This is a genomic window from Blautia sp. HCP3S3_H10_2 (genome assembly GCF_052122375.1).
Lineage (GTDB): Bacteria > Bacillota > Clostridia > Lachnospirales > Lachnospiraceae > Blautia_A.
Map to the genome: position 1 here is coordinate 82,956 of NZ_JBQKCL010000018.1, position 22,212 is coordinate 105,167.

22 protein-coding genes, 1 tRNA gene and 1 other RNA gene are annotated in these 22,212 nt (G+C 42.3%); 20 read left to right on the forward strand and 4 right to left on the reverse strand.

From position 1 onward, the window contains the following. Positions 1-66: 66 nt before the first annotated feature. Positions 67-780 (reverse strand): microcompartment protein PduB, encoded by a 714-nt coding sequence (gene pduB / locus ACTQWB_RS16705; RefSeq protein WP_441502564.1) that lies wholly within the window; start codon positions 778-780, stop codon positions 67-69. A gap of 173 nt (positions 781-953) precedes the next feature. On the opposite strand from pduB, the gene ACTQWB_RS16710 reads away from it, so the two are divergent. From ACTQWB_RS16710 to ACTQWB_RS16730, 5 genes are all read left to right on the forward strand, one after another. Next, positions 954-1,946 carry an Rpn family recombination-promoting nuclease/putative transposase gene (locus ACTQWB_RS16710; protein ID WP_441502565.1) on the forward strand — a complete coding sequence of 331 codons (993 nt, stop codon included), beginning with the start codon at positions 954-956 and terminating at the stop codon, positions 1,944-1,946. Between the two features lie 282 nt (positions 1,947-2,228). Next, positions 2,229-2,786, forward strand: a complete 558-nt coding sequence (locus ACTQWB_RS16715; RefSeq protein WP_441502566.1) for a biotin transporter BioY — start codon at positions 2,229-2,231, stop codon at positions 2,784-2,786. Then, the gene (locus ACTQWB_RS16720) at positions 2,770-3,189 is read left to right on the forward strand and encodes a DUF1284 domain-containing protein (RefSeq protein ID WP_441502567.1); all 420 of its coding nucleotides are present in this window, start codon (positions 2,770-2,772) and stop codon (positions 3,187-3,189) included. Before ACTQWB_RS16715 ends, ACTQWB_RS16720 begins: the two co-directional genes overlap by 17 nt. 284 nt (positions 3,190-3,473) lie before the next feature. Further along, positions 3,474-4,178 (forward strand): Ig-like domain-containing protein, encoded by a 705-nt coding sequence (locus ACTQWB_RS16725; RefSeq protein WP_441502568.1) that lies wholly within the window; start codon positions 3,474-3,476, stop codon positions 4,176-4,178. A gap of 71 nt (positions 4,179-4,249) precedes the next feature. Then, complete coding sequence (locus ACTQWB_RS16730) at positions 4,250-4,741, forward strand: hypothetical protein (RefSeq protein WP_441502569.1); 492 nt, start codon at positions 4,250-4,252, stop codon at positions 4,739-4,741. A gap of 287 nt (positions 4,742-5,028) precedes the next feature. Here ACTQWB_RS16730 and ACTQWB_RS16735 read toward each other — a convergent pair. Beyond that, a tRNA-Pro gene (locus ACTQWB_RS16735) sits at positions 5,029-5,102 on the reverse strand. A gap of 222 nt (positions 5,103-5,324) precedes the next feature. Here ACTQWB_RS16735 and ACTQWB_RS16740 point away from each other — a divergent pair. From ACTQWB_RS16740 to ACTQWB_RS16755, 4 genes are all read left to right on the forward strand, one after another. Then, positions 5,325-6,449, forward strand: a complete 1,125-nt coding sequence (locus ACTQWB_RS16740) for a DUF6128 domain-containing protein (protein ID WP_441502570.1) — start codon at positions 5,325-5,327, stop codon at positions 6,447-6,449. 93 nt (positions 6,450-6,542) lie between these two features. Continuing rightward, positions 6,543-7,886 (forward strand): MATE family efflux transporter, encoded by a 1,344-nt coding sequence (locus tag ACTQWB_RS16745; protein ID WP_441502571.1) that lies wholly within the window; start codon positions 6,543-6,545, stop codon positions 7,884-7,886. Positions 7,887-7,977: 91 nt separating this feature from the next. Further along, complete coding sequence (gene tadA, locus ACTQWB_RS16750) at positions 7,978-8,487, forward strand: tRNA adenosine(34) deaminase TadA (RefSeq protein ID WP_441502572.1); 510 nt, start codon at positions 7,978-7,980, stop codon at positions 8,485-8,487. Positions 8,488-8,594: 107 nt separating this feature from the next. Next, positions 8,595-9,032 carry a GatB/YqeY domain-containing protein gene (locus tag ACTQWB_RS16755; RefSeq protein WP_441502573.1) on the forward strand — a complete coding sequence of 146 codons (438 nt, stop codon included), beginning with the start codon at positions 8,595-8,597 and terminating at the stop codon, positions 9,030-9,032. 194 nt (positions 9,033-9,226) lie between these two features. Here the strand turns inward: ACTQWB_RS16755 and ffs are convergent. Continuing rightward, an RNA gene (gene ffs, locus ACTQWB_RS16760) (signal recognition particle sRNA large type) lies at positions 9,227-9,488 on the reverse strand. Between the two features lie 192 nt (positions 9,489-9,680). Between ffs and ACTQWB_RS16765 the strand changes: the two genes are divergently transcribed. The 8 genes from ACTQWB_RS16765 (at position 9,681) to ACTQWB_RS16800 (ending at position 17,409) form a co-directional block, all read left to right on the forward strand. Then, positions 9,681-10,763 carry a 6-phosphofructokinase gene (locus tag ACTQWB_RS16765; RefSeq protein WP_441502574.1) on the forward strand — a complete coding sequence of 361 codons (1,083 nt, stop codon included), beginning with the start codon at positions 9,681-9,683 and terminating at the stop codon, positions 10,761-10,763. A gap of 28 nt (positions 10,764-10,791) precedes the next feature. Then, positions 10,792-12,417, forward strand: a complete 1,626-nt coding sequence (dnaX, locus tag ACTQWB_RS16770; RefSeq protein ID WP_441502575.1) for a DNA polymerase III subunit gamma/tau — start codon at positions 10,792-10,794, stop codon at positions 12,415-12,417. Between the two features lie 45 nt (positions 12,418-12,462). Further along, entirely contained in the window at positions 12,463-12,819 is a 357-nt protein-coding gene (locus tag ACTQWB_RS16775; protein ID WP_021924790.1) for a YbaB/EbfC family nucleoid-associated protein, read from the forward strand. After that, entirely contained in the window at positions 12,819-13,415 is a 597-nt protein-coding gene (recR, locus tag ACTQWB_RS16780; protein WP_441502576.1) for a recombination mediator RecR, read from the forward strand. Before ACTQWB_RS16775 ends, recR begins: the two co-directional genes overlap by 1 nt. A gap of 124 nt (positions 13,416-13,539) precedes the next feature. Continuing rightward, positions 13,540-14,673, forward strand: coding sequence for a LacI family DNA-binding transcriptional regulator (locus tag ACTQWB_RS16785; protein WP_441502577.1), 1,134 nt, complete (start codon positions 13,540-13,542; stop codon positions 14,671-14,673). A gap of 242 nt (positions 14,674-14,915) precedes the next feature. Beyond that, on the forward strand, positions 14,916-15,569 hold the full coding sequence (fsa, locus tag ACTQWB_RS16790; RefSeq protein WP_441502578.1) for a fructose-6-phosphate aldolase: 654 nt from the start codon (positions 14,916-14,918) through the stop codon (positions 15,567-15,569). 74 nt (positions 15,570-15,643) lie between these two features. Continuing rightward, positions 15,644-16,483, forward strand: coding sequence for a transketolase (locus tag ACTQWB_RS16795; protein ID WP_441502579.1), 840 nt, complete (start codon positions 15,644-15,646; stop codon positions 16,481-16,483). Then, on the forward strand, positions 16,471-17,409 hold the full coding sequence (locus ACTQWB_RS16800) for a transketolase family protein (RefSeq protein WP_441502580.1): 939 nt from the start codon (positions 16,471-16,473) through the stop codon (positions 17,407-17,409). Before ACTQWB_RS16795 ends, ACTQWB_RS16800 begins: the two co-directional genes overlap by 13 nt. Before the next feature lie 90 nt (positions 17,410-17,499). On the opposite strand, the gene yyaC is transcribed toward ACTQWB_RS16800, so the two are convergent. Continuing rightward, positions 17,500-18,033 (reverse strand): spore protease YyaC, encoded by a 534-nt coding sequence (gene yyaC, locus ACTQWB_RS16805; RefSeq protein WP_441502581.1) that lies wholly within the window; start codon positions 18,031-18,033, stop codon positions 17,500-17,502. Between the two features lie 230 nt (positions 18,034-18,263). Between yyaC and ACTQWB_RS16810 the strand changes: the two genes are divergently transcribed. The 3 genes from ACTQWB_RS16810 to ACTQWB_RS16820 all read left to right on the forward strand — a co-directional run bounded on the left by ACTQWB_RS16810 (position 18,264) and on the right by ACTQWB_RS16820 (position 21,843). Continuing rightward, entirely contained in the window at positions 18,264-19,772 is a 1,509-nt protein-coding gene (locus tag ACTQWB_RS16810; RefSeq protein WP_441502582.1) for a LysM peptidoglycan-binding domain-containing protein, read from the forward strand. A 102-nt stretch (positions 19,773-19,874) separates the two neighbouring features. Next, the gene (locus ACTQWB_RS16815) at positions 19,875-21,119 is read left to right on the forward strand and encodes a DUF5711 family protein (protein WP_441502583.1); all 1,245 of its coding nucleotides are present in this window, start codon (positions 19,875-19,877) and stop codon (positions 21,117-21,119) included. Between the two features lie 10 nt (positions 21,120-21,129). Then, on the forward strand, positions 21,130-21,843 hold the full coding sequence (locus ACTQWB_RS16820; protein ID WP_441502584.1) for a CvpA family protein: 714 nt from the start codon (positions 21,130-21,132) through the stop codon (positions 21,841-21,843). Positions 21,844-22,212: the final 369 nt, after the last annotated feature.

Consider the following 22,212-nt stretch of genomic DNA (forward strand, 5'->3'; position numbering starts at 1 on the left):
CTGTAAAAGAAAGCCTTTTAAGCTGTTGAGTGTTTTTATTTTCCCTGATAATAGCGGGGCTTGATTTTATAAATAAGGAGTCCCTGGAATTTCCGGATAGCTTCCCATTCCGATCAGTAATTCCAGTCCGATCTGACGTGCCTGCAGTACCGCTTCTTTTACTGCGCTGGCATCGCCGGAGATAGCAAGGATTACCTCATTGGAATGGCTGGTGCCTACACTTGGTGTCATATAGCGGGTGATATGGACGGCAGATGCCTTCATTGCCGTATCTGCCATTACGAGTCCGATGGCAGCAGGAGAGCCCGCCATGAATCCAAAAGCTTCCCCTGGAACGGCATTGAATGCCATGGCAAGGGCACCGCCGGCATTTGCAGAAAAAGCAAATTCCAGATGACCAGATTCACTGATGTATAATTCGCCGGCATATTTGTTCGTCAGTTCCAATGCCAGTGAGATAGCATGGCGTACGTCGGAAACATCATTGCCACCAATCACAATATAGTTGCCATGTCCACCCCAGCCCTTGGTATCACGTGGAAATTCAATGGAAAGAACTTCTGTGCCGGTAGCTTTCACCGCGTCATCAACGGCTGTGATCTGTCCCGCAGCACCTGTCCGGGAGCTGAAAAGTCCCAATGTGTGATAGCGGGTTCCTATATTCATTTCTTTTAAAAGAGTATCGTCCACTCCTGAAATTACAAGTCCGATGGTATCCAGAACTGCCGTCCCTACAAACTCTGTGCGGGTGCAGCTGGTACTGATGCTGTGCACATCCATGAGAAAAACCTCCGTAGCATTACTTTTCTTAAGTTTAGCATGATTGGGCTGATTTGGGAAGTTCTTCCGGGAAAAATATATGTGATTTTATTGTATTTCAACATTTAAAATGCTAAGATGATTGTGTAAATATCTTTTGTCCTGTGGAAAGTTTCCACCATAAAGGAGGAAAAATGAGCAGAAAAACACAGAGCAAAAGAAAAAAAGACATTGTTTACTATCCAGAACAACATGTAAGAGATGTAAACAGCCGTGAAATATTCAAAAACGACAGGCTGACAAGTCAGTTCTTGAGAAATTATACGAATATTTCACTGTTTGCTAATGTACAGCCGGAAGATATTGAGGATGTTTCGCGGAAATATCGTGCGTTTTTAGGTGTTGAGTATGAGTCGGATACGATAAAGAAAGTATATATTCGCAAAACCGATGGAACACTGGAAAGAGAGGTCTATGTAATTTCGTTGATCGAGCACAAAAGTGATATCGATTATGATGTAGCGATGCAGCTTCTACGTTATATGACTGCCATTTGGCAGGAGTATAAGAAAAGCCAGGATAAGAAAGTGAAGGAAAGCAGTAAACGAAAGTCCTTCCGATACCCTCTGATTATTCCTATTGTGTATTACGAAGGGGCGAAACGTTGGACTGCAGATCTTCATTTGAAAGATCGGATTGAATTTGCGGAGCAGATGGAAAAATATATTCCGGATTTTACTTATCAGGTAGTAAGTGTCAATGAATACACAAATGAGGAGCTCAGTAAGAAACACGATGAAATGTCGCTGGTCATGCTGATTAATAAAATACAAACGCCAAAAGACTATGAAGAATTCTGTAAAGTATCGGAACAACTTGTTAATTCCATTTATGGAAATGCACCTGAGGAAATAAAGGAAATTTACAGGGATATCTTATGGTCTTTACTAATGAAAATGAATGTGCCCAGTGAGGATGCGAGAGAATTAATGGGCGAGATTGGAGGTTGTGGAATGGGATATTTATTTGAAAATATGGAAAAAATGGACATCCAGGCTGAAAGACGAAATACGCAGAGAGAAAAGGAGCGCGCGGATAGGGCAGAAGAGCGTGCGAATAGAGCAGAAGAGGAAATTCAACGTTTAAAGCAGCAACTTGCGCAAATGCAAAAAAACAGAATTCAGTAAAAAGCTGGAATGGAAACAAACCATAGTAAAAGATATTACAGCTGATCATTGTGCAGGCAGTTCCTCCAAAAGGAATTGCCTGTATTTTGTATACGGAAATGAAAATATGAAAAGTGGGCAGTTAGCTGAATTTTAGAGATAAATAGAAAAGCCGTTAATTAATTCTTGCAGGTAATTGAGAAAAAACAGAATGTAAACCAAAAATAAATAATAGGTTGACAATTGAAGCGGGCTATGTTAGATTGTATCTGACAAAAATAATATTTACCCAAGGAGGAGAGTATGAGTACCGTAACCGCAACAAAGACAAAAACTTACGACATGGCATACATAGCCATTTTTGCCGTACTGATCGCAATCTGTTCCTGGATTTCCATTCCAATGACAGTACCATTTACCTTACAGACATTTGGTGTATTTATGGCTGTTGGCGTACTTGGTGGAAAAAGAGGCAGCCTGGCTGTTCTGGTTTACATTCTGCTGGGAGCTATCGGCGTTCCTGTATTTGCAGGATTTTCCGGAGGGCTTGGAATCCTTCTTAACAACACCGGTGGTTACATTATCGGATTTCTTTTCTCCGCGCTGGTAATGTGGGCTATGGAGTCCCTCTGGGGCAAGAAGCCTGTAGTCCAGATTATCTCTATGGTAGTTGGCCTGATCGTCTGCTATGCAATGGGAACAATCTGGTTTATGATCGTATATACACGGACAACAGGAGCTGTTGGACTTGGAACCGTACTGGGCTGGTGCGTCATTCCGTTTATCATTCCTGATCTTGTGAAAATTGCGCTGGCATTTATTTTGTCCAGAAGGGTACGCAAAATTGTCCCGATTCAGTAAGAAAGAACGTCAGACATATCCCATTCGCCCTCATCACGGGATGTGCCTGGCGTTTTTTATCGGAAATGGATACAGTAATGGATTTACAGCCCATATGCAGGAAATGCTGGATCTTTTTACCGAAGGTGCAGATGTACGTCTGGTCATGCAAACAGATGAAATATGTTCCGCCTGTCCCAACAATTGTGAGGGAATCTGCGAAGCAGCAGAGAAAGTGAGGCGATATGACACGGCAGTACTGGATGAATGTGGACTAAAAGAAGGGCAGATGCTTGCTTTCTATGAATTTACAGATGCAGTACAGCAAAAAATCATATCCACAGGAAAACGTGAAGAAATCTGCGGGGACTGCCAGTGGAATCGGATCTGTCAGGAACAGCCCAGCAGGTGGGAAAGTAAATGATGTATTGAAAAAAGCACTTTGGACGGGACGACAGACCTTTTATTATGCAATAAAGAACCGGATATTCAGCATCTTGCGGAAATCCGGTTCTTTTGCATAAAGAGAATTATTTGATTGTGAAGAATTGCCAGTGAACAATAACTATCTCGGTCGGAAAGACTGACAATGTAAGACTATGCAACGAGCATATTGACATAAAATACACAGATATATATATAATCAAATGTACGAATTTTGTGAAAATTGTCCAAAATTTAATATCACATACGAAAGGAGCAATGCGTATGAAAAAGATTAAAAAATTATCTGTACTGCTGTTAATGTGCTTCCTGGTAAGCCTGGCTGCCATGCCAGTATCAGTCAGTGCGGCCAAGCTGAACAAAAAGAGTCTTTCCCTTAATGTGGGAAAAAGCTACACATTGAAAGCCAGTGGAACCAAAGGGAAAATCACCTCGACAAGCAGTAAAAAGAACGTAGCAACAGTATCTTCAAAAGGCGTTATAAAAGCTAAGAAAAAAGGAACTGCGGTAATTACTGCGAAATATGGAAAAAGCAAACTTACCTGCAAGGTTACCGTAAAGCAGCCAGTGACAAGTGTAAAACTGAATAAAAAGTCAGCAAATATAACCGTAGGAAAGAGTGTAACTTTAAAAGCCACAGTTGGTCCGGCAACTGCGAATAACAAAAATGTTACATGGAAAAGCAGCAATACCTCTGTTGCAATTGTTTCCGCGAAAGGTGTAGTGACTGGAAGAAAGAGCGGAACTATCACCATCACGGCAACTGCTAAAGATGGAAGCAAGAAGAAAGCAAGCTGCAAGGTGACTGTGAAGGGAGCAACTCCAGCTGCTAATCCGAATAAACCAACAGATAATTCTACAGTTATTACGACTGCAAAGCAGTTAAGTGATATTCTTGCGTCAGATTCAAAGGGGAGAACTTATGTACTGGGAAAAGATATTGATCTTAGCGGATATTATCTGTTGTAGAGGGAGGCTGTGCGGCTGGATTAGTAATAGAAAATAATAAAACAATTTCGCACTGTGTGAATTATGCAAATGTGAGTGCCAATGGTTATTACAAAGATATTTTGGGAAATGATCAATTTCGTAGCGCTCAAAGTGGTGGAATCTGTTTTGTATCCTATGGAATTGTTGAAAAATGTACAAATTATGGTACGATAGAAGGAGCTTACTCTGTTGGAGGAATTGTTGGGTATAATTATGCAGGAATAATAAATTATGTTATAAATTATGGAAAAGTTGTACAGAATTATTCTGATAACTTATATAATGACTATAAGGGTATTGGCGGAATTGCAGGTTACTGCCAATGCGGAAAAATTTACAATTCTTTAAATGCAGGAGATATAGGTAATCGCAGCGGTATAATAGGATATAATTATTACTATGATTCTATTGTAAAAAATTGTGTAAATGTAGGAAAAGCTCGTTTTGGAATTTGTGAACATGTAGCGGAAGGGTATATTGTTGATTGTTATTATTTGAACTCAGCATCAGAGACTGGAGCGCCAGAAAGTCAGTATACATGAGTTGAAAAAGTTGAAAACAATAATCTGTCAAATATTGCTGCGTATTCAACACTTGATTTCTCAAAAGACTGGAAGATGGGTGCACAATATCCAATTCCGCGTCAATAATAAGTAGTTACAAAAGGGAACCTTTGGGTTCCCTTTTATAATAACTGCATGTGTATAAAAAATTCGTGACCAAATTCGTGACCAGTCATTTTTTAGCTATTTCAAGCACACTATTTACAAGCATAAAAAAACACCGAAAACCTTGATTCCTCAAAGCTTTCGGCGCCCCTGCCAAGTAGTCGAAGTGACGGGATTCGAACCCACGACCTCTGCGTCCCGAACGCAGCGCTCTACCAAACTGAGCCACACTTCGTCAACGACAAGTGATATTATACATAGGTTGTGATGGTTTGTCAACACAAAAATGAAAAAAATTAAAAATTAAAATCACAAAGTTAAATGGATTCAATTATTTAGGGGAGCACTTCTGCTATGGTTTTGTGGAGAAAATACATGTCATATTTTATGAATGAAAATCCCAGTCGTTCATATACATTAATGAAGCAAGTGTATGAACAAACAGGGAGGGTGTCATTTGGCTGGATATCGGCGGTTTATCGCATATGTATATGAATACAAAAAAGGAAAAAAAGAAAAAAATTGTGGATTTATGAAGGTAGAAGTCCGGGAAAGAGTCTGTACGATTGAGATTCATCTTCAGGTAGCCGGACTGGCAGCAGGTGACAAGTGTAAAATATACGGATTTGTGAGAAAAGACGGCCTTATAAATGGAATTCAGATAGGAGATTGCAATACAGAAAAAAACAAGATTGATTGCCAGGTGGAAACTGACGGGACGGATATGGGCGGTTCGGGAACGCCTCTTGGAAAAATGGGTGGTATGATTCTGATTACCCAAACAGGTGGATTTTTTGGAACTGAATGGGATGACCAGGCAATACGACCGGAAAATTTTAAAGAGATAGGTCTGTCTGCGAAAAAAGAATATGGGAAGGAAGAGATCGCAGAGAAAGAAAAAACGTCAGAAATAAGAAAAATCGCGGAAGCACCTGTAGCTACAGAGAAAGAAGAAAAGACAGAAATAAAAACAGAAAATGAAATTAGAAGAGAAACAGAGGGGACAACAGAAACAAAAAGGGAAAAAATAGTAGCCACAGAGCTGGAGAAAAATTCAGAATCGGAGAAAATCCCAGAACCAGAGAAAACAACAGAACAAATAGCAGAAAGTAAAGCCACTGTGGAACAGGAAGCCCCAGTGAAAATCCCGCCAGCCCCAGAAGAAATTCCGGAAAAAGAAGATGAGATGAGAGCACAGGAAGCAGAATGCGAAAAAGAGCAGGCTACACTACCTTTCGGAAAGCCTTTCTGCCCATTTTCCGATGGAGACCTGCAGCAGTGCTGGCAAATTACCCCTCAGGATCTGGTCCATTTTCCGAGACGCCAATGTGCCATGCGCAATAACCGATTCTTGCAATATGGTTACTATAATTTCGGGCACATCCTTTTGTGCCGGAAACAAAACGGAAGATACATACTTGGTGTGCCGGGAAGCTATGACCAGCAGGAACAGTTCATGGCCGGCATGTTCGGCTTTTCCTGCTTCAAAGAAAGCAGCTATATCAAAGTGAAAAAAGGCAGAGGCGGTTACTGGTACCGGGCAATTGATCCGCCCGCTTGTACTGGTACAGTTATCAGCTGAATGGAGCAGCTGGAAATTGACATCCATCCGCAGACTGCCTATAATAGAAGCATTCATTGGAAATATATGTGTTACGGATGAGGAAAAAGAAAAATGAAACAAAGAGATCTGACAAGAGGCAGCATTACAGGAAATCTGCTTCTGTTTGCTTTGCCCTTGATGGCTGGAAACCTTTTGCAGCAATGTTATAATATTGCCGACACACTGATCGTGGGAAGGTATTTAGGCGCCAATGCACTTGCAGCAGTTGGTTCGTCTTATACTCTTATGACATTTCTTACGTCAATTCTGATCGGAATGTGTATGGGAAGCGGTGCCGTATTCTCCATCCGCTTCGGGCAAAAAGATGAGAAGCGTCTAAAAGAGGGAATCCTTCATTCCTTTGGGTTGATCGCGGCTATGACAGTGGTTATCAACATTGCAGTATATGCCTTTCAGCCGTTGATATTGAAAGTCCTTCAGGTTCCGGCAGAAGTGGTTCCCTATATGCGGACATATCTGTTGATTATTTTCGTAGGAATCAGTGCAACTTTTTTATATAATTATTTTGCCGCACTTCTTCGAGCTGTGGGAAATTCGGTGATTCCGTTGATTTTTCTTGCAGTATCCACTGTACTGAATATTGGGCTGGATCTGCTGTTTGTTCTTGGATTTCAATGGGGTGTGGCCGGAGCTGCAGGTGCGACTGTACTTGCACAATTCGTGTCTGGCATTGGGATTACAGTGTACACTTTAATGTACTTTCCGGAATTTCGCATTTCCAGAGAAGAAATGCATTTTGATAAAAAGATTCTGGGAGAGATTGCCCAGTTATCTTTTCTTACCTGTCTGCAGCAGTCTATCATGAACTTTGGAATCCTGATGGTACAGGGAAGGGTAAACAGCTTCGGAACAGCAGTTATGGCAGCATTCGCGGCAGCTGTGAAAATCGACTCTTTTGCCTATATGCCAGTACAGGATTTTGGAAATGCTTTTTCTACTTTTATAGCCCAGAACTATGGGGCAAAGCAGGAAAAAAGAATTTCCCAGGGTATAAAAAGTGCAGTGACGACTGCATTTGTATTTTGCATGGTGATCAGTGCGGCAGTCTGCGCCTTTGCAGAACCGCTTATGGGAATCTTTGTGAAAGCTTCTGAAAGGGAAATTATAGCAATTGGCATGGGATATCTTAGGATTGAAGGTGCATTTTATTTTGGAATCGGACTTCTTTTCCTGTTGTACGGTTATTACCGTGCTGTGAAAATGCCAGGGATGTCTGTGATCCTGACGATCCTTTCCCTTGGAACCAGAGTCGTGCTTGCATATACTTTATCTGCAGTACCAGCTATTGGTGTGACGGGAATCTGGGTGTCTGTTCCAATCGGATGGGCTCTTGCAGACATTGTGGGAGTTGTATACTATTGGAAAAAGATGCGGAATATACGGGAAACATCGTAACAGTACAAAGACAATCTCCAGAGGGCGTTTTGTTTCACCAGTGCGGCTGTAAACAGTTACATAATACAAAGATAAGGAAGTATAAAAATATATGCTTACAGATCAGGAACGATATATGAAAGAAGCAATCCGTCAGGCGAAAAAGGCCAGAGTGCTGGAAGAGGTTCCCATTGGCTGTGTGATCGTCTGCGACGGAAAGATCATTGCACGGGGCTATAACCGGAGAAATACAGACAAGAATACTCTTTCCCATGCGGAATTAAATGCAATCAAAAAAGCCAGCAAAAAGCTTGGAGACTGGCGCCTTGAGGGCTGCACCATGTATGTGACATTAGAGCCATGTCAGATGTGTGCCGGGGCACTTATGCAGTCGCGGATTGACCGTGTAGTGATCGGCAGCATGAATCCCAAGGCAGGATGTGCAGGCTCGGTATTAAATCTTTTGGAAATGGATGGATTCAACCACAAGGTGGAGGTAATCCGTGGCGTTTTACAGGAGGAGTGCTCCATTATGCTTTCCGATTTCTTCCGGGAATTGCGGGAAAAGAAGAAAATGCTGAAAAAATCTTTGGCCGCGCAGGTTGGAAATTTAGAAAAATAGTGGTATGATAAGGAGCAAATGTAAGAATTGTCCACAGAAATTTTACCGCTTTATCAGGAAAATAAGAGGCAGAATCGAAAGTGGAAAATGACAGGAGGAAAATCACAATGGAACTTGAAGCATTAAGAAAAGACATGGTAGCAGCCATGAAAGCAAAGGATAAAGTAACAAAGGACGCAGTTTCTTCCCTGATTTCAGCTGTGAAGAAAGTAGCAATCGACGAAGGCTGCCGTGATGACATCAGCAGTGAACTGGTTGACCGTGTGATCCTGAAGGAACTGAAATCTGTGAAAGAGCAGATCGATACCTGTCCGGAATCCAGACAGGATCTGAGAGACGAGTATCAGGCAAGATATGATGTAATTGCCAAATATGCGCCGAAGCTGATGGATGCTTCCGAAATCAAAGCTTATCTGCAGGAGAAACATGCAGAGCTTATTGCATCCGGAAACAAAGGTCAGATTATGAAAACGATCATGCCAGAGCTGAAAGGAAAGGCTGATGGCAAGGTGATCAATCAGGTAGTAGCGGAGCTGTGTAAATAATCAGATTGCTCAGGCATATATTGCAATGGATTTCTGGATTGCGGTATATGCCTTTTTTTATGTAATAGGAAATTCTGTTGGAATCTCCTATTACATAAAAAGCCCTGCCGGGCAGGATTCTCTCTTATGCAATGGGAAAATCTGTAAATACAAAAAAAGAACGTCCTCATCAGACGTTCCACAATTATCTTATTACGCGCGCCGCACCTCGGAATGGTCTCACAGACGTTACCTCTACAGTTAACTCAGCCCAGGCACCCTCACGGCACACAGGAGATTCTACTTAGTGCTGCTACATTCCTGTCCTGACACGGTTCGTAGAGTCCTGTTGCGTAAGACCCAAACGTCAACGCCACTTATAAAGGGCAGCTCCACAAGATACAAGCCTCAGATTGGCATCACCCCTGCTGTAGCGGATTGCAGGTACAGGGCACCGCTATCTCCCCGGCTGCGCGGAATTTAATTATAATAGAAGAAAGCTGATTTGTCAATAGATTTGTCGGAAACCGATTCATCAACAATTCATTTTCTGCCAGATTCAAATTCCTTGTTGTGCCAGCCAACGAAATATTATATAATTAAAGCCAAGCATTAAATGTGTGTGCTACTGGTGTAACACTTGCCAAAGACACAGAAATGGAGGGTACTATGATTAAAAGAATCGGCTTATTAACAAGCGGCGGTGACTGCCAGGCCCTGAATGCCACCATGCGTGGAGTTGTAAAGGGACTGACGAACAGCATCGATGATCTGGAGGTTTACGGCTTTGATGATGGATACAAAGGATTGATCTACGGCAAATACCGTATGCTTACATCTAAGGACTTTTCCGGAATCCTTACACAGGGTGGAACGATCCTTGGTACTTCCAGACAGCCGTTTAAGCTTATGCGTGTACCAGATGCAAATGGACTGGATAAGGTTGAGGCTATGAAGCAGACTTATTATAAGCTCTGTCTGGATTGCCTGGTAATTCTTGGTGGAAATGGAACCCAGAAGACAGCCAATCTTTTAAGAGAAGAAGGGCTGAATATCATTCATCTGCCGAAGACGATCGATAATGATATCTGGGGAACCGATATGACATTTGGTTTCCAGAGCGCAGTAAATATTGCGACCAATGCAATCGACTGCATTCATACTACAGCAGCTTCCCATGGCCGTGTATTTATTGTAGAAGTTATGGGTCATAAAGTAGGAAGCCTTACTTTACACGCAGGAATCGCTGGCGGAGCAGATATTATCCTGATTCCGGAAATTCCGTATGACATCGAGAAAGTTGTTGCGGCTATCCAGAAGAGATCCAAAGCTGGCAAGCGCTTCACGATCCTTGCAGTAGCTGAGGGAGCAATCTCCAAAGAAGACGCATTGCTTTCCAAGAAAGATTATAAGAAGAAGCTGGAAGACCGTGCGAAGAAGTATCCTTCCGTATCTTATGAAATCGCAGACCAGATTACCCAGAGACTTGGTTCCGAAGTAAGAATCACAGTTCCTGGACACACACAGCGTGGAGGAGCACCATGTGCATATGACCGTGTGCTTTCCACCAGAATCGGAGCAGGCGCCGCAGAAGCAATCCTGGATGGAGAATATGGCATCATGATCGGCATTGTAAATGGCAAGATCAAGAGAGTACCTCTTGAAGAATGTGCCGGCAAGCTGAAGATGGTTTCTCCTAAGGATCAGACTGTCAAGGCAGCCAAACAGATCGGTATCAGCTTCGGCGACTGATCTGGCTCTTAGAAAGGAGTTTCCATAAATGAGCTATACCGCTCTATACCGGAAGTTCAGACCGGATAATTTCGATGATGTCAAAGGACAGGATCACATTGTGACCACTCTGACCAATCAGATCAAACATAACCGTATAGGTCACGCTTATCTGTTCTGCGGCACCAGAGGAACCGGTAAGACGACCGTTGCAAAAATACTGGCAAAAGCAGTAAACTGCCAGCATCCGGTAAATGGAAGCCCCTGTGGCGAATGCGAAATGTGTAAGGCGATACAGGCCGGCACCTCCATGAATGTGATCGAGATAGATGCGGCGTCCAATAACGGCGTTGATAATATCCGTGAGATCCGTGAGGAGGTGGCCTACCGCCCTACAGAAGGAAACTATAAGGTATACATTATCGACGAGGTTCACATGCTTTCTACAGGAGCGTTTAATGCTCTTCTGAAAACACTGGAGGAACCTCCGTCTTATGTTATCTTCATTCTTGCGACCACAGAGGCTCACAAGATACCGATTACTATTTTATCCAGATGCCAGCGTTATGATTTTCATCGTATTTCTATTGATACCATTGCTGCAAGACTGGATGAGCTTTTAAAGATTGAGAAAGTAGATGCAGAGGAGAAGGCTGTACGCTATGTGGCGAAAGCCGGAGATGGCTCCATGCGAGATGCTTTAAGTCTCCTGGATCAGTGTATCGCTTTTTACCTGGGACAGACACTGACTTATGATAAAGTGCTGGAAGTACTTGGCGCTGTGGATACGGAAGTGTTCAGTAAGCTTTTGCGTAAAGTAATCCAGGGAGATGTGACGGGAGCAATCCGTACTCTGGAGGATCTGATCGTAGGTGGAAGAGAGCTGGGACAGTTTGTAGGGGATTTCACCTGGTACATGCGTAATCTTCTCCTGGTGAAGACCTCTGAGAATCCAGAGGAAGCGATAGATGTATCATCGGAGAATCTGAAGCTTCTCAAAGAAGAAAGTGAGATGGTGGATGTAGAGACATTGATGCGCTACATCCGTATTTTTTCTGACCTGTCCAGCCAGATACGCTATTCCACCCAGAAGCGTGTTCTGGTAGAAATCGCATTGATCAAGCTGTGCCGTCCGGCAATGGAGACCAATCTGGATTCGGTTCTGGACCGTCTCCGCGTACTGGAGCAGCGCATGGATGAAAGACCTGTACAGCAGGTATTTGTACAGCCGGGAACCGGTGGAATGGAAGGTACTGCTATTTCCGGTGGAGGTGTACCAGAGGATGGGCAGACCAGGAAGCCGGAAAAGGCGGCACCGGAAGATCTTCAGAAAATCGTAGCCAGCTGGAAAGTAATCGTAGGCCAGACCAGCGGCATTTTTAAACAGATGCTCCAGAAAGCAATTCCAAAATACAATGGTCAGACAGGGGAACCGGTTCTTTATGTGGAATTCCAGGATTTCCTTGGAAAATCCTATGTGGATAATCCGGAAGCTGAGGAAGAACTGAAGAATATCATTCTGGCTCAGACTGGCAAGAGTGTAGAACTTAAGATGGTAGTGGCAAAAGAGCACAACCATACCAATCTTGCCCAGATTACTGTAGATCAGGCTCTCCGCGAGAATATCCATATGGATATTGTTGTGGAAGAGGATCCTGATGACACAGAGGAATAAAAAGATCAATCGTATTTGCAAAATAAATTAAAGGAGGACTTTGTAATGGCAAAGCGTGGAGGATTTCCTGGCATGGGTATGCCGGGAAACATGAACAACCTTATGAAGCAGGCGCAGAAAATGCAGCGCCAGATGGAAGAAAACCAGAAAGCTCTTGAAGAGAAAGAATTCACAGCAGCTGCAGGCGGCGGAGCTGTGGAAGTAACCATTTCTGGTAAGAGAGAAGTGACGAAAGTGAAGCTTGCAGAGGAAGTAGTAGATCCAGATGATATTGAAATGCTGGAGGATCTTATCGTTGCAGCGACCAACGAAGCACTTCGCAAAGTTGAGCAGGAGAATCAGGCTGTAATGTCTAAGCTTACAGGTGGTCTTGGCGGACTTGGCGGAGGTCTTCCATTCTGATGGAATACTACAGCAGTCATATTAATAAACTGATCGAGCAGCTTTCTCATCTTCCCGGAATTGGTGCGAAATCTGCCCAGCGTCTGGCTTTTCATATTATGAATATGCCCAAGGAGCAGGTACAGCAGCTTACAGCGGCCATTACGGATGCCAGGACAAATGTGCAGTACTGCAAGTGCTGCTATACCCTTACGGACAGGGAAATGTGCCCGATCTGCAGCAATCCTAAGCGGGATCACAGCACGATCATGGTAGTGGAGAATACCAGGGATCTTGCAGCCTATGAAAAAACAGGCAAATTTGAAGGCGTTTATCATGTGCTTCACGGCGCCATTTCCCCTATGCTGGGAATCGGCCCGGATGATATCAAACTGAAAGAGCTGATCATGCGGCTTCAGGGAGATGTAAAGGAAGTGATCATTGCCACGAACTCCAGTCTGGAGGGAGAAACTACGGCGATGTACATCAGTAAGCTGATCAAACCTACTGGAATCAAGGTCAGCCGGATTGCCAGCGGTGTGCCAGTAGGCGGTGACCTGGAGTATATTGATGAGGTTACGTTGCTTCGTGCACTGGAGGGGCGTGTGGAACTGTAATACCCGTTCGAAAAAAATTTTCAGAACGTGTTTGAAACACAGTCTGGGAATGGTTTTTTAAACTGGCGTTAGGATATGTTTGAATATTTTGTGGGAAATTTAAACTGGCAGGGTGGTGATTTTTGTGGCAAGAAAAAAGATAACTTCGTCCGATGTGGCAGAAAAGGCAGGGGTATCCCAGGCGACGGTCTCCATGGTACTGAACCATAAGTACAATGTCTCTTTTTCCAGAGAAACTGTGGAAAAGGTGGAAAATGCAGCCAGAGAACTGGGGTATCAGCTTCCGGGCCACAAAAATAAAAAAGAGAACAAAAAGGAAAAACTGATTGTTGTCTTTTGCCCGACCATTACCAGCCCTTATTATGTACTGCTTCTTCAGGGAATTGAGGCAGTAGCAAATGAGAGGGGCTATGGAGTCTTTATCTGTAATACCCAGCGTGATGCAAGACTGGAGGAAAAATATCTGCGGATGATCCGGGCAATGGCACCGCAGGGAATTATTTACGCCTGTAATCCCCACCCGGATTATATCAGTCAGGTGGAGGAGATGGCGCGGAGTATTCCTCTGGTCATTATCAGTAACAAAGAGAAAATCAGTACAGTAGATGCAATCAACCAGGATAATACAGAGGTTGGCCGCCTGATGGCAAGACATCTGCTTGACCTGGGACACCGGGATGTGGCATTTATCACGCCGCCTCTTACCAGAAGGCAGTGGCAGCGCTCCAAGCGTGTGGATGGTTTTGTCCGCGAATTTGAAAAAGCTGGTCTTTCCGGGCATGTGATCATTAAGGCCGCAGATGAGTCGGTTGACCGCCGGAATCCCCGTACGGATTCGGAATATTCCATGGGGTATGCACTGACGAAATCTCTTTTGGAGGATGGCGGCAGGTTTACAGCTATCGCAGGACAGAATGATATGATGGCAATCGGCGCAGTAGACGCCCTTCAGGATGCCAGACTGCGTGTGCCTAAGGATGTATCTGTGATCGGATGTGATAATATATTTTATTCAGGTATCCGCCGGGTATCCCTTACGACAATTGATCACTTTGTTGATCTGAAGGGCAGAGATGCCTGCGATATCATTATCCGTAAGATTGATACAGGCATCCGCTTTGGGGAGGGAATCCGTCCGACCAGCGTATATAATATTGAGTATAATCCTAAGATCATTGTGCGCAAAACCACAGGCTATGCAAGAACAGACAGACCTGATCCTGTACTGGAAAAAACAGATGAAAATAAGATTAAATAAATAATTTGATTGAAATTATTAGTAATAAATTCTGGGAAAACATGTTTGGAAAACACTGGAAAAGTCCATAAATACTGTGAGAATTTGATTAATAGAAAGGCAAAAAGGTTTAAAAGAATTAATAAATAATAAAATTATTAATTGAAAATTTATTAATAAAATCTGGACGCCTTGACCTGTAAATGAAGTCTGGTATAATGAAAGCAAATAAAGCGAAACCATTCATTCAGGAGGAAAAAATAATGAAATTTTTTATTGACACAGCAAAAGTTGAGGATATTAAAGCAGCTAACGATATGGGAATCATCTGCGGAGTAACCACAAACCCATCCCTGATCGCAAAAGAGGGAAGAGATTTCAATGAAGTAATCAAAGAAATCACAGAAATCGTTGACGGACCGATCAGCGGCGAGGTTAAAGCTACTACAACAGATGCAGAAGGCATGATCCGTGAGGGACGTGAGATCGCTAAGATCCATCCGAACATGGTAGTTAAGATTCCTATGACAGCTGAAGGACTTAAAGCAGTAAAAGTTCTTTCCAAAGAAGGAATCAAAACAAATGTAACTCTGATCTTCAGTGCTAACCAGGCACTTCTTGCAGCAAGAGCTGGCGCTACATATGTATCTCCATTCCTTGGAAGACTGGATGACATCTCTACAGACGGTGTTGAGCTTATCCGCCAGATTGCTGATATGTTTGCTGTTGCAGGAATTGACACAGAGATCATTGCTGCAAGTGTTCGTCATCCAATGCATGTAACACAGTGTGCTCTTGCAGGTGCTGATATTGCTACTGTACCATTTAAAGTACTTGAGCAGATGATCCACCATCCGCTGACAGATGCTGGTATCGTAAAATTCCAGAATGATTACAAAGCTGTATTTGGTGAATAATTGATAGACAGAATTGCTAAGGCACAAACCGGTCGTAATTCGCATATCATGGAAAATTATAAGGAGAATTGATAATGGAGAATTTAGAGCTTCAGAAAACTGCAAACGAAGTCCGCAAGGGCATCGTTACTGCACTTCATGCTGCTAAAGCCGGCCATCCGGGCGGATCTTTATCTGCAGCAGATGTATTTACATATCTTTATTTTGAGGAAATGAATATCGATCCTAAGGATCCGAAGAAAGCAGACCGCGACCGTTTTGTCCTTTCCAAAGGTCATACTGCACCGGGACTGTACTCTGTACTTGCACAGAGAGGCTATTTCCCGAAAGAAGATCTGGTAACACTTCGTCATCTTGGATCTTATCTTCAGGGACATCCGGATATGAAACATATTCCAGGTGTTGATATGTCAAGTGGTTCTCTTGGACAGGGAATTTCTGCAGCAGTTGGAATGGCACTTTCTGCTAAATTATCTGGTGACAGCTATCGCGTTTATACACTTCTTGGAGATGGTGAGATCCAGGAAGGCCAGGTATGGGAAGCTGCTATGTTCGCCGGCGCAAGAAAGCTGGATAATCTTGTAGTGATCGTTGACAATAATGGCCTTCAGATCGATGGTAAGATTGAAGATGTATGCTCTCCATATCCTATCGATAAGAAATTTGAAGCATTCAATTTCCATGTGATCAATGTGACAGATGGAAATGATATGGCACAGTTACGTGCTGCTTTTGATGAGGCAAAGGCTACCAAAGGAATGCCGACTGCAATTATTATGAAAACCGTAAAAGGTAAAGGAGTATCCTTCATGGAGAACCAGGTTGGCTGGCACGGAAAAGCTCCGAATGATGAAGAATACGCACAGGCTATGGCAGATTTGGAAAAGGTAGGTGAAGCATTATGTCAGAAGTAAAGAAGATTGCCACCAGAGCAAGTTATGGTAATGCTCTTGTAGAACTTGGAAAGAAACATGATGATCTGGTTGTTCTGGACGCTGACCTTGCTGCAGCTACCCAGACTGGTATCTTTAAGAAAGCATTCCCAGAGCGTCACATTGACTGCGGTATCGCAGAGTGCAACATGATGGGAATTGCAGCCGGACTTGCAACAACAGGTAAAGTACCATTTGCAAGTACATTTGCAATGTTTGCTGCAGGACGTGCTTTTGAGCAGGTTCGTAACTCTGTTGGATATCCGAAACTGAACGTTAAGATCGGTGCTACCCACGGCGGAATTTCCGTTGGTGAGGATGGTGCGACGCATCAGTGCTGTGAGGATTTTGCGCTTATGCGTACAATTCCTGGAATGGTTGTTGCATGCCCGTCTGATGATATTGAAGCAAAAGCAATGGTAGAAGCAGCTTACGAGCACGTAGGACCTGTTTACATGAGATTTGGCCGTCTTGCTGTTCCGGTTATTAATGATAATCCAGATTATAAATTTGAACTCGGTAAAGGTATCGTTCTCCGCGAGGGCAAGGACCTTACTATTATTGCAAACGGACTTTGCGTAGCTCCATCCCTGGAAGCAGCTGCTAAGCTTGCTGAGGAAGGAATTGAAGCAAAAGTTATCAATATCCATACGATCAAACCTCTTGATGAGGAACTGGTAGTGGCAGCAGCCAAAGAAACAGGCAAAGTTGTCACAGTTGAAGAGCATTCCATTATTGGTGGTCTTGGCGGCGCTGTATGCGAGTGCCTTGCTGAGAAGGCTCCGGTACCGGTTAAACGTATTGGTATTAATGATGTTTATGGCGAGTCCGGCCCGGCTGTTGCTCTTCTTGAGAAATATGGCCTTGATGCGGCTGGAATCTACAAACAGATCAAAGCATTTATCTGATCTGAATCGTGGTATTGTCTGAATATTAAGATTGTATAAACGATAAAATGTGCAGCAGTTGGAAATTTCTATTTCCGGCTGCTGTATTTTTTAAGCGGAAAAATTTCCAAGTATTCCCTGGGTAATAATATCTGCCAGAGAAATCACAGTTGACAGTCTTGTTGTCTGTAAAGTCAGGTATTCCAGAATTCCGGCAATATTTACGATTCCAGTAATATAAATATCCCCAACTGGCGGTAAATCCTTCTGGACTGCAGCACCAGGATAAAGAGCCCCATTTCCAATAGTTACATATCCTAAATGTTTTTTGTCTCCCAAGGATGCATCAATGGCAATTACAAGGGCAAATGGATGCTCTTTTGCAATAAAATCCGTTATATCGTACAGATTGACAGCGTGAACAGGTTGATTTAAGGTTCCGTAGACGAAGACTCCGGGAAGCTGGTATTTGCTTAAACGGTATCCAACATAGGGGCCGAGACAATCGCCGGTTACCCTATCGCTTCCAATACACAAAAATACAATTTCTGACCAGTCCTTTTTATGACGCTTTATGCATTTCTCCAGAAGCCGTGCGATTTCTTTAGATGAATCAGGATTTTTCGTATTCACATAAAAGGGCATAAGCTTTCTCCTGTTTTGTTTTACAATATGATGAACTGCTATAATCCATCTTATCCCATATCTTGGTAAAATATGCACCGATGTTGTTATCTGAAAAAAGGAAAACGTATTGCTTGACAGACAGGCACTTTTTTGCAGAAACTGTCGTTAAATTCTGTGAAACAGGTCTTATATTACGCTAAAATCTGCATTTCCAGTGTGCTATTCTCATACCCGAAGGGGGAGTGAGTATGATTGAAATTATTTACAAGGATGAGAAAAAAGAGACTGAAAATGGGGAAAATGTATTTACTTTACCGAGAAATATACGTCAGGTCGGGCTGACAACTGGGAATATACGCATCTATATAGAAGATTATGTTTATACATTTCTGATACGTCTGACCCAAAGTGAGATCAGTTTAAAAAAAGAACAAGGCTGTGCGGCTGTTTTTACCGGTGAAACGAAATGGAATGACGGAATCACCTATCTTTTTATCAGGGGAGCGCTTCAGGTAGAAGATATGGAAGCTGCACCGGATCACATTGATTTTTCGGAAAAGGTTTGGATGAAAATACAGGAAAACCAGGCAAAATATTTTCCAGGACAGGAAATAACAGGCTGGTTTTTTTCACGTCCTCAGATGTATATGGAAATGGATGAATTGCTGAGCAAAATACATCTTCGATATTTTGGAGGCGAGAAAGTGCTTATGCTCATGGAACCTGCAGAAAAAGAAGAAGCCTTTTTCTTCTATGAGAATGGCCTGATGATCAGACAGAGAGGGTATTACATTTACTACGAAAAGAATCCTCTTATGCAGGAGTACATGATTGAAAAAAATAAAGAGTTTGCGCCGGAACTTACGGAAAAGGTAACGGATGAGGCTGTCGTTTCTTTCCGGAAGATCATTAAAAACAAGAAAACAAAGAAACCAGAGAAGACAGAGGAAAAGCCCCAGGAAGAGATGGAGCATACCTCTGTTTTTTCATATGCAGCAACTGCCAGTCTGGTGCTTGCTGTGCTTGCGGTAGGCGCAGGTTTTTACAGGAATTACAAAGATACAGGGGGAATACCAGAACAAGATTATGCGGTCACTGTTATGTCTGAAAAAAATATTTCGGTAACGCCGGAAATAATGCAGGAAGAGGCAGAAGGGACAAAGAAAAACGAAATAGCAGATAACAATAAGAATGCTTCGCTTCAGCTGGATAATAGCGGATCTGATGAAAATGCAGGGGCAACAGAAATGACAGATTCAGAAAATGACAATATGGGAAATGGCGGCCAGGAAGAAAGCGGTAGTTTGGAAAACGATAGTTTAGAAAGTGCTAGTTCGGAAAATGGTAGTTTGGAAAGTGCTAATGCAGAGGGCGCTAATTCAAAAAACACTGATTCAGAAAATACTGCATTGGAAAGTGTCAACTCGGAAAATACAAACGCAGAAAATACGAACTGGGGAAACGATAATTCAGACAGTAGCCAGGAAAATAACAATTCAAATGATAGTGCACTTCAGAATGAAACAGCAGAAAATTTTCCGCAAGAGGCAGACGAAAGAAAAATAAGAAAACAGGATACGACACAGGCATCCTCAGATTCTGTACATGAAACTTATGTGATCAAGCCAGGCGATACCTTGTATCAGATCAGCCTGTCACATTATGGAAATATGGATGCCATCGAAGAAATCTGTCGTTTAAACAATTTAACGGAAAACCAGGTGATTTATCCGGGGCAAATGATTGTATTACCTTGATTGAATGTGGTATAATCGAACAAACAGAATGATAGGGCGAATATGGATAGCATTCTAGCGCGTAGTGCTGACTATCATAATAAATACAAGGCAAGGTAAAATATGGCAAACACATTTAAAAATATCAAAAAGAAACTGCGGCGGAAACGTCTGCTGGCAGAGAAACACCGCCTGGAAAAAGCTCAGACAGGTGCACAGGGAAATGAAGCTGTAAGAAAAAAGATTAAAGTAGCAATGCATAAAAGGAAAGCTGTGCTGAAACCAGTTGCTGTGATACTGGCAGCTGCGATTGTTGTTTTGGCAGGCTTTCTTTTCATGGAAAAAAGAAGCTATCGCAGTTACAAGATACAGGTCTCCAGTGAGCAGGAGGATACAGTATCGACACAGTATATAAATCTTTCAGGAAAAATCCTGCGCTATAGTTCAGACGAGGTTTCTCTTGTAAATAATAAATTGGAGACTGTATGGAGCCAGACTTATGATATGCAGAATCCGGTAGCTGACGTGTGTGGTGACTGCGCGGTTATAGCGGATAAAGATGGTACATCCATGGTTTTTCTGGATAAAAACGGTATTACAGGAACTGTTTCAACTTCATATAGCATTGTCAAAGCAAAAGTATCCAAAAATGGAATGGCAGCAGCAATTCTGGATGGGGGAGACCATACCTGGATCAATTTTTATAATCTTGATGGAAGCCTGATTGCTGAGAATCAGACAAATATACAGGATCCTGGCTATCCTATGGATGTTGCCGTGGCTGATAATGGCGTGGTAATGATGGTAGCGTATCAATTTGTAGATAGCAGTGAGACTACCAGTTATGTGGCCTTTTATAACTTTGGCGAAGTGGGACAGAACGAAGATGACAGGATCGTAAGCGGTTATACATATGATGGTGTGGTTGTTCCGCAGATTCAATACCTTGGAAGCAATGCTGTTGCGCTTAGAGATGATGGATTTACATTATATTCCGGCCGTCAGATTCCGAAGGAACTAAAGACTATCCAGGTTGAAAAGGAAATTGTCAGTACATTTTGTGATGAAAATAATATAGGCCTGGTATTTAAAAATGACAGTAAGGATAAGCAGTACACTATGGAGGTGTATTCTTCTGATGGCAAGCTGAAATTTAGTAAGGATTTTAATATTCCATATTCTACGATCAGAATGAGCGATGATTATATAATCATGTATAATAGCTCCCAGCTTTGCGTCCTGAATCAGAATGGTACGGAAAAATATTTTGGAAGCGTTGATGGAACTGTGAAGGATTTCTTCAAATTAGGATGGAATAAGTATCTGCTTGTCCTGGATACAGGTGTAAATGTGATAAAGCTCAGTTAAGGAGAAGAAAATGAATATAAGCTGGACCTGGCTTGGGATTGTTGGAATTGTACTGATCTGCGCTGCTTGTATTATAGGATTCAGAAAAGGATTTGTGAAAGAAGTGGTGTCTGCATTTTTTATGATCTTATCCTTTCTTCTGGTCTGGGTGATTAATCCGTATGTGAATACATTTGTGAAAGAGTATACACCTGTTTATACCGTGATCCAGGAAAAATGCAAGGATATGGTAACGGAGCAGACAGAAGGAAAGAAAACTCCGGACAAAGAAGAACAGACACAGATTCTGGAAAATATGGAAATTCCAGAACTATTAAAGACTACCCTGGAAAAGGATAACACTGTTGAAACGTATCGCTATCTTGCTGTAAGCACTTTTTCGGAATATATTGCGCATTCTTTGGCAGTAATGGCGGTAAATGGTATATCCTTCCTTTTTTCTTATATTTTATCAGTGATTGTGATTAGATTATTAGGATATATATTAAATGTTTTGACCAAACTTCCTGTCATCCATGGGATTAACAAAATCGCAGGAGGAGCAGTAGGCGGGCTGAAATGTGTGATCTTTATCTGGATTGCCCTTCTTATATTAACTCTATTATGTGATACTTCACTGGGAAAGCAGGGAATGGTACTGGTACAGCAGGATACATTTTTGAATTTCCTGTATGACCAAAATATATTTGTGAAGGTATTTATGAGTGTGTTTTACGGAATGTAGTATAATAAATGGTTTGCCCGTAGGGTGTGTTGAATTGAAAAAATGTGAAAACGTGAAAAAAGTGCAGAAAATTAAAAAAATATTAAAAAAAGGGTTGACGAATATAAAATCCAATGATATACTAAATCTCGCTTCAAAGGAAGCGGGATTTCTTTTTGGGAAAATGAAAAAGAAATCAAAAGAAAATAAAAAAAGTTGTTGACAAACGAAAAAGCTTATGGTAATATAAACAAGCTGTCGAACAGACAACAACAGATAAACAACCTTGATAACTAAACAGTGAAACACATACGATTCTCGAAAATTTCTTTATACAATTCATTTTCGAATGAAACTTTTAAAACAGTAATGACGAGAGATAACTAAGCT

Coding starts and splice junctions, on each gene's coding strand:
- pduB (WP_441502564.1), bottom strand. CDS start 780: ATGGATGTGCACAGCATCAGTACCAGCTGCACCCGCACAGAGTTTGTA.
- ACTQWB_RS16710 (WP_441502565.1), top strand. CDS start 954: ATGAGCAGAAAAACACAGAGCAAAAGAAAAAAAGACATTGTTTACTAT.
- ACTQWB_RS16715 (WP_441502566.1), top strand. CDS start 2,229: ATGAGTACCGTAACCGCAACAAAGACAAAAACTTACGACATGGCATAC.
- ACTQWB_RS16725 (WP_441502568.1), top strand. CDS start 3,474: ATGAAAAAGATTAAAAAATTATCTGTACTGCTGTTAATGTGCTTCCTG.
- ACTQWB_RS16745 (WP_441502571.1), top strand. CDS start 6,543: ATGAAACAAAGAGATCTGACAAGAGGCAGCATTACAGGAAATCTGCTT.
- tadA (WP_441502572.1), top strand. CDS start 7,978: ATGCTTACAGATCAGGAACGATATATGAAAGAAGCAATCCGTCAGGCG.
- ACTQWB_RS16755 (WP_441502573.1), top strand. CDS start 8,595: ATGGAACTTGAAGCATTAAGAAAAGACATGGTAGCAGCCATGAAAGCA.
- ACTQWB_RS16765 (WP_441502574.1), top strand. CDS start 9,681: ATGATTAAAAGAATCGGCTTATTAACAAGCGGCGGTGACTGCCAGGCC.
- dnaX (WP_441502575.1), top strand. CDS start 10,792: ATGAGCTATACCGCTCTATACCGGAAGTTCAGACCGGATAATTTCGAT.
- ACTQWB_RS16775 (WP_021924790.1), top strand. CDS start 12,463: ATGGCAAAGCGTGGAGGATTTCCTGGCATGGGTATGCCGGGAAACATG.
- recR (WP_441502576.1), top strand. CDS start 12,819: ATGGAATACTACAGCAGTCATATTAATAAACTGATCGAGCAGCTTTCT.
- fsa (WP_441502578.1), top strand. CDS start 14,916: ATGAAATTTTTTATTGACACAGCAAAAGTTGAGGATATTAAAGCAGCT.
- ACTQWB_RS16795 (WP_441502579.1), top strand. CDS start 15,644: ATGGAGAATTTAGAGCTTCAGAAAACTGCAAACGAAGTCCGCAAGGGC.
- ACTQWB_RS16800 (WP_441502580.1), top strand. CDS start 16,471: ATGTCAGAAGTAAAGAAGATTGCCACCAGAGCAAGTTATGGTAATGCT.
- yyaC (WP_441502581.1), bottom strand. CDS start 18,033: ATGCCCTTTTATGTGAATACGAAAAATCCTGATTCATCTAAAGAAATC.
- ACTQWB_RS16810 (WP_441502582.1), top strand. CDS start 18,264: ATGATTGAAATTATTTACAAGGATGAGAAAAAAGAGACTGAAAATGGG.
- ACTQWB_RS16815 (WP_441502583.1), top strand. CDS start 19,875: ATGGCAAACACATTTAAAAATATCAAAAAGAAACTGCGGCGGAAACGT.
- ACTQWB_RS16820 (WP_441502584.1), top strand. CDS start 21,130: ATGAATATAAGCTGGACCTGGCTTGGGATTGTTGGAATTGTACTGATC.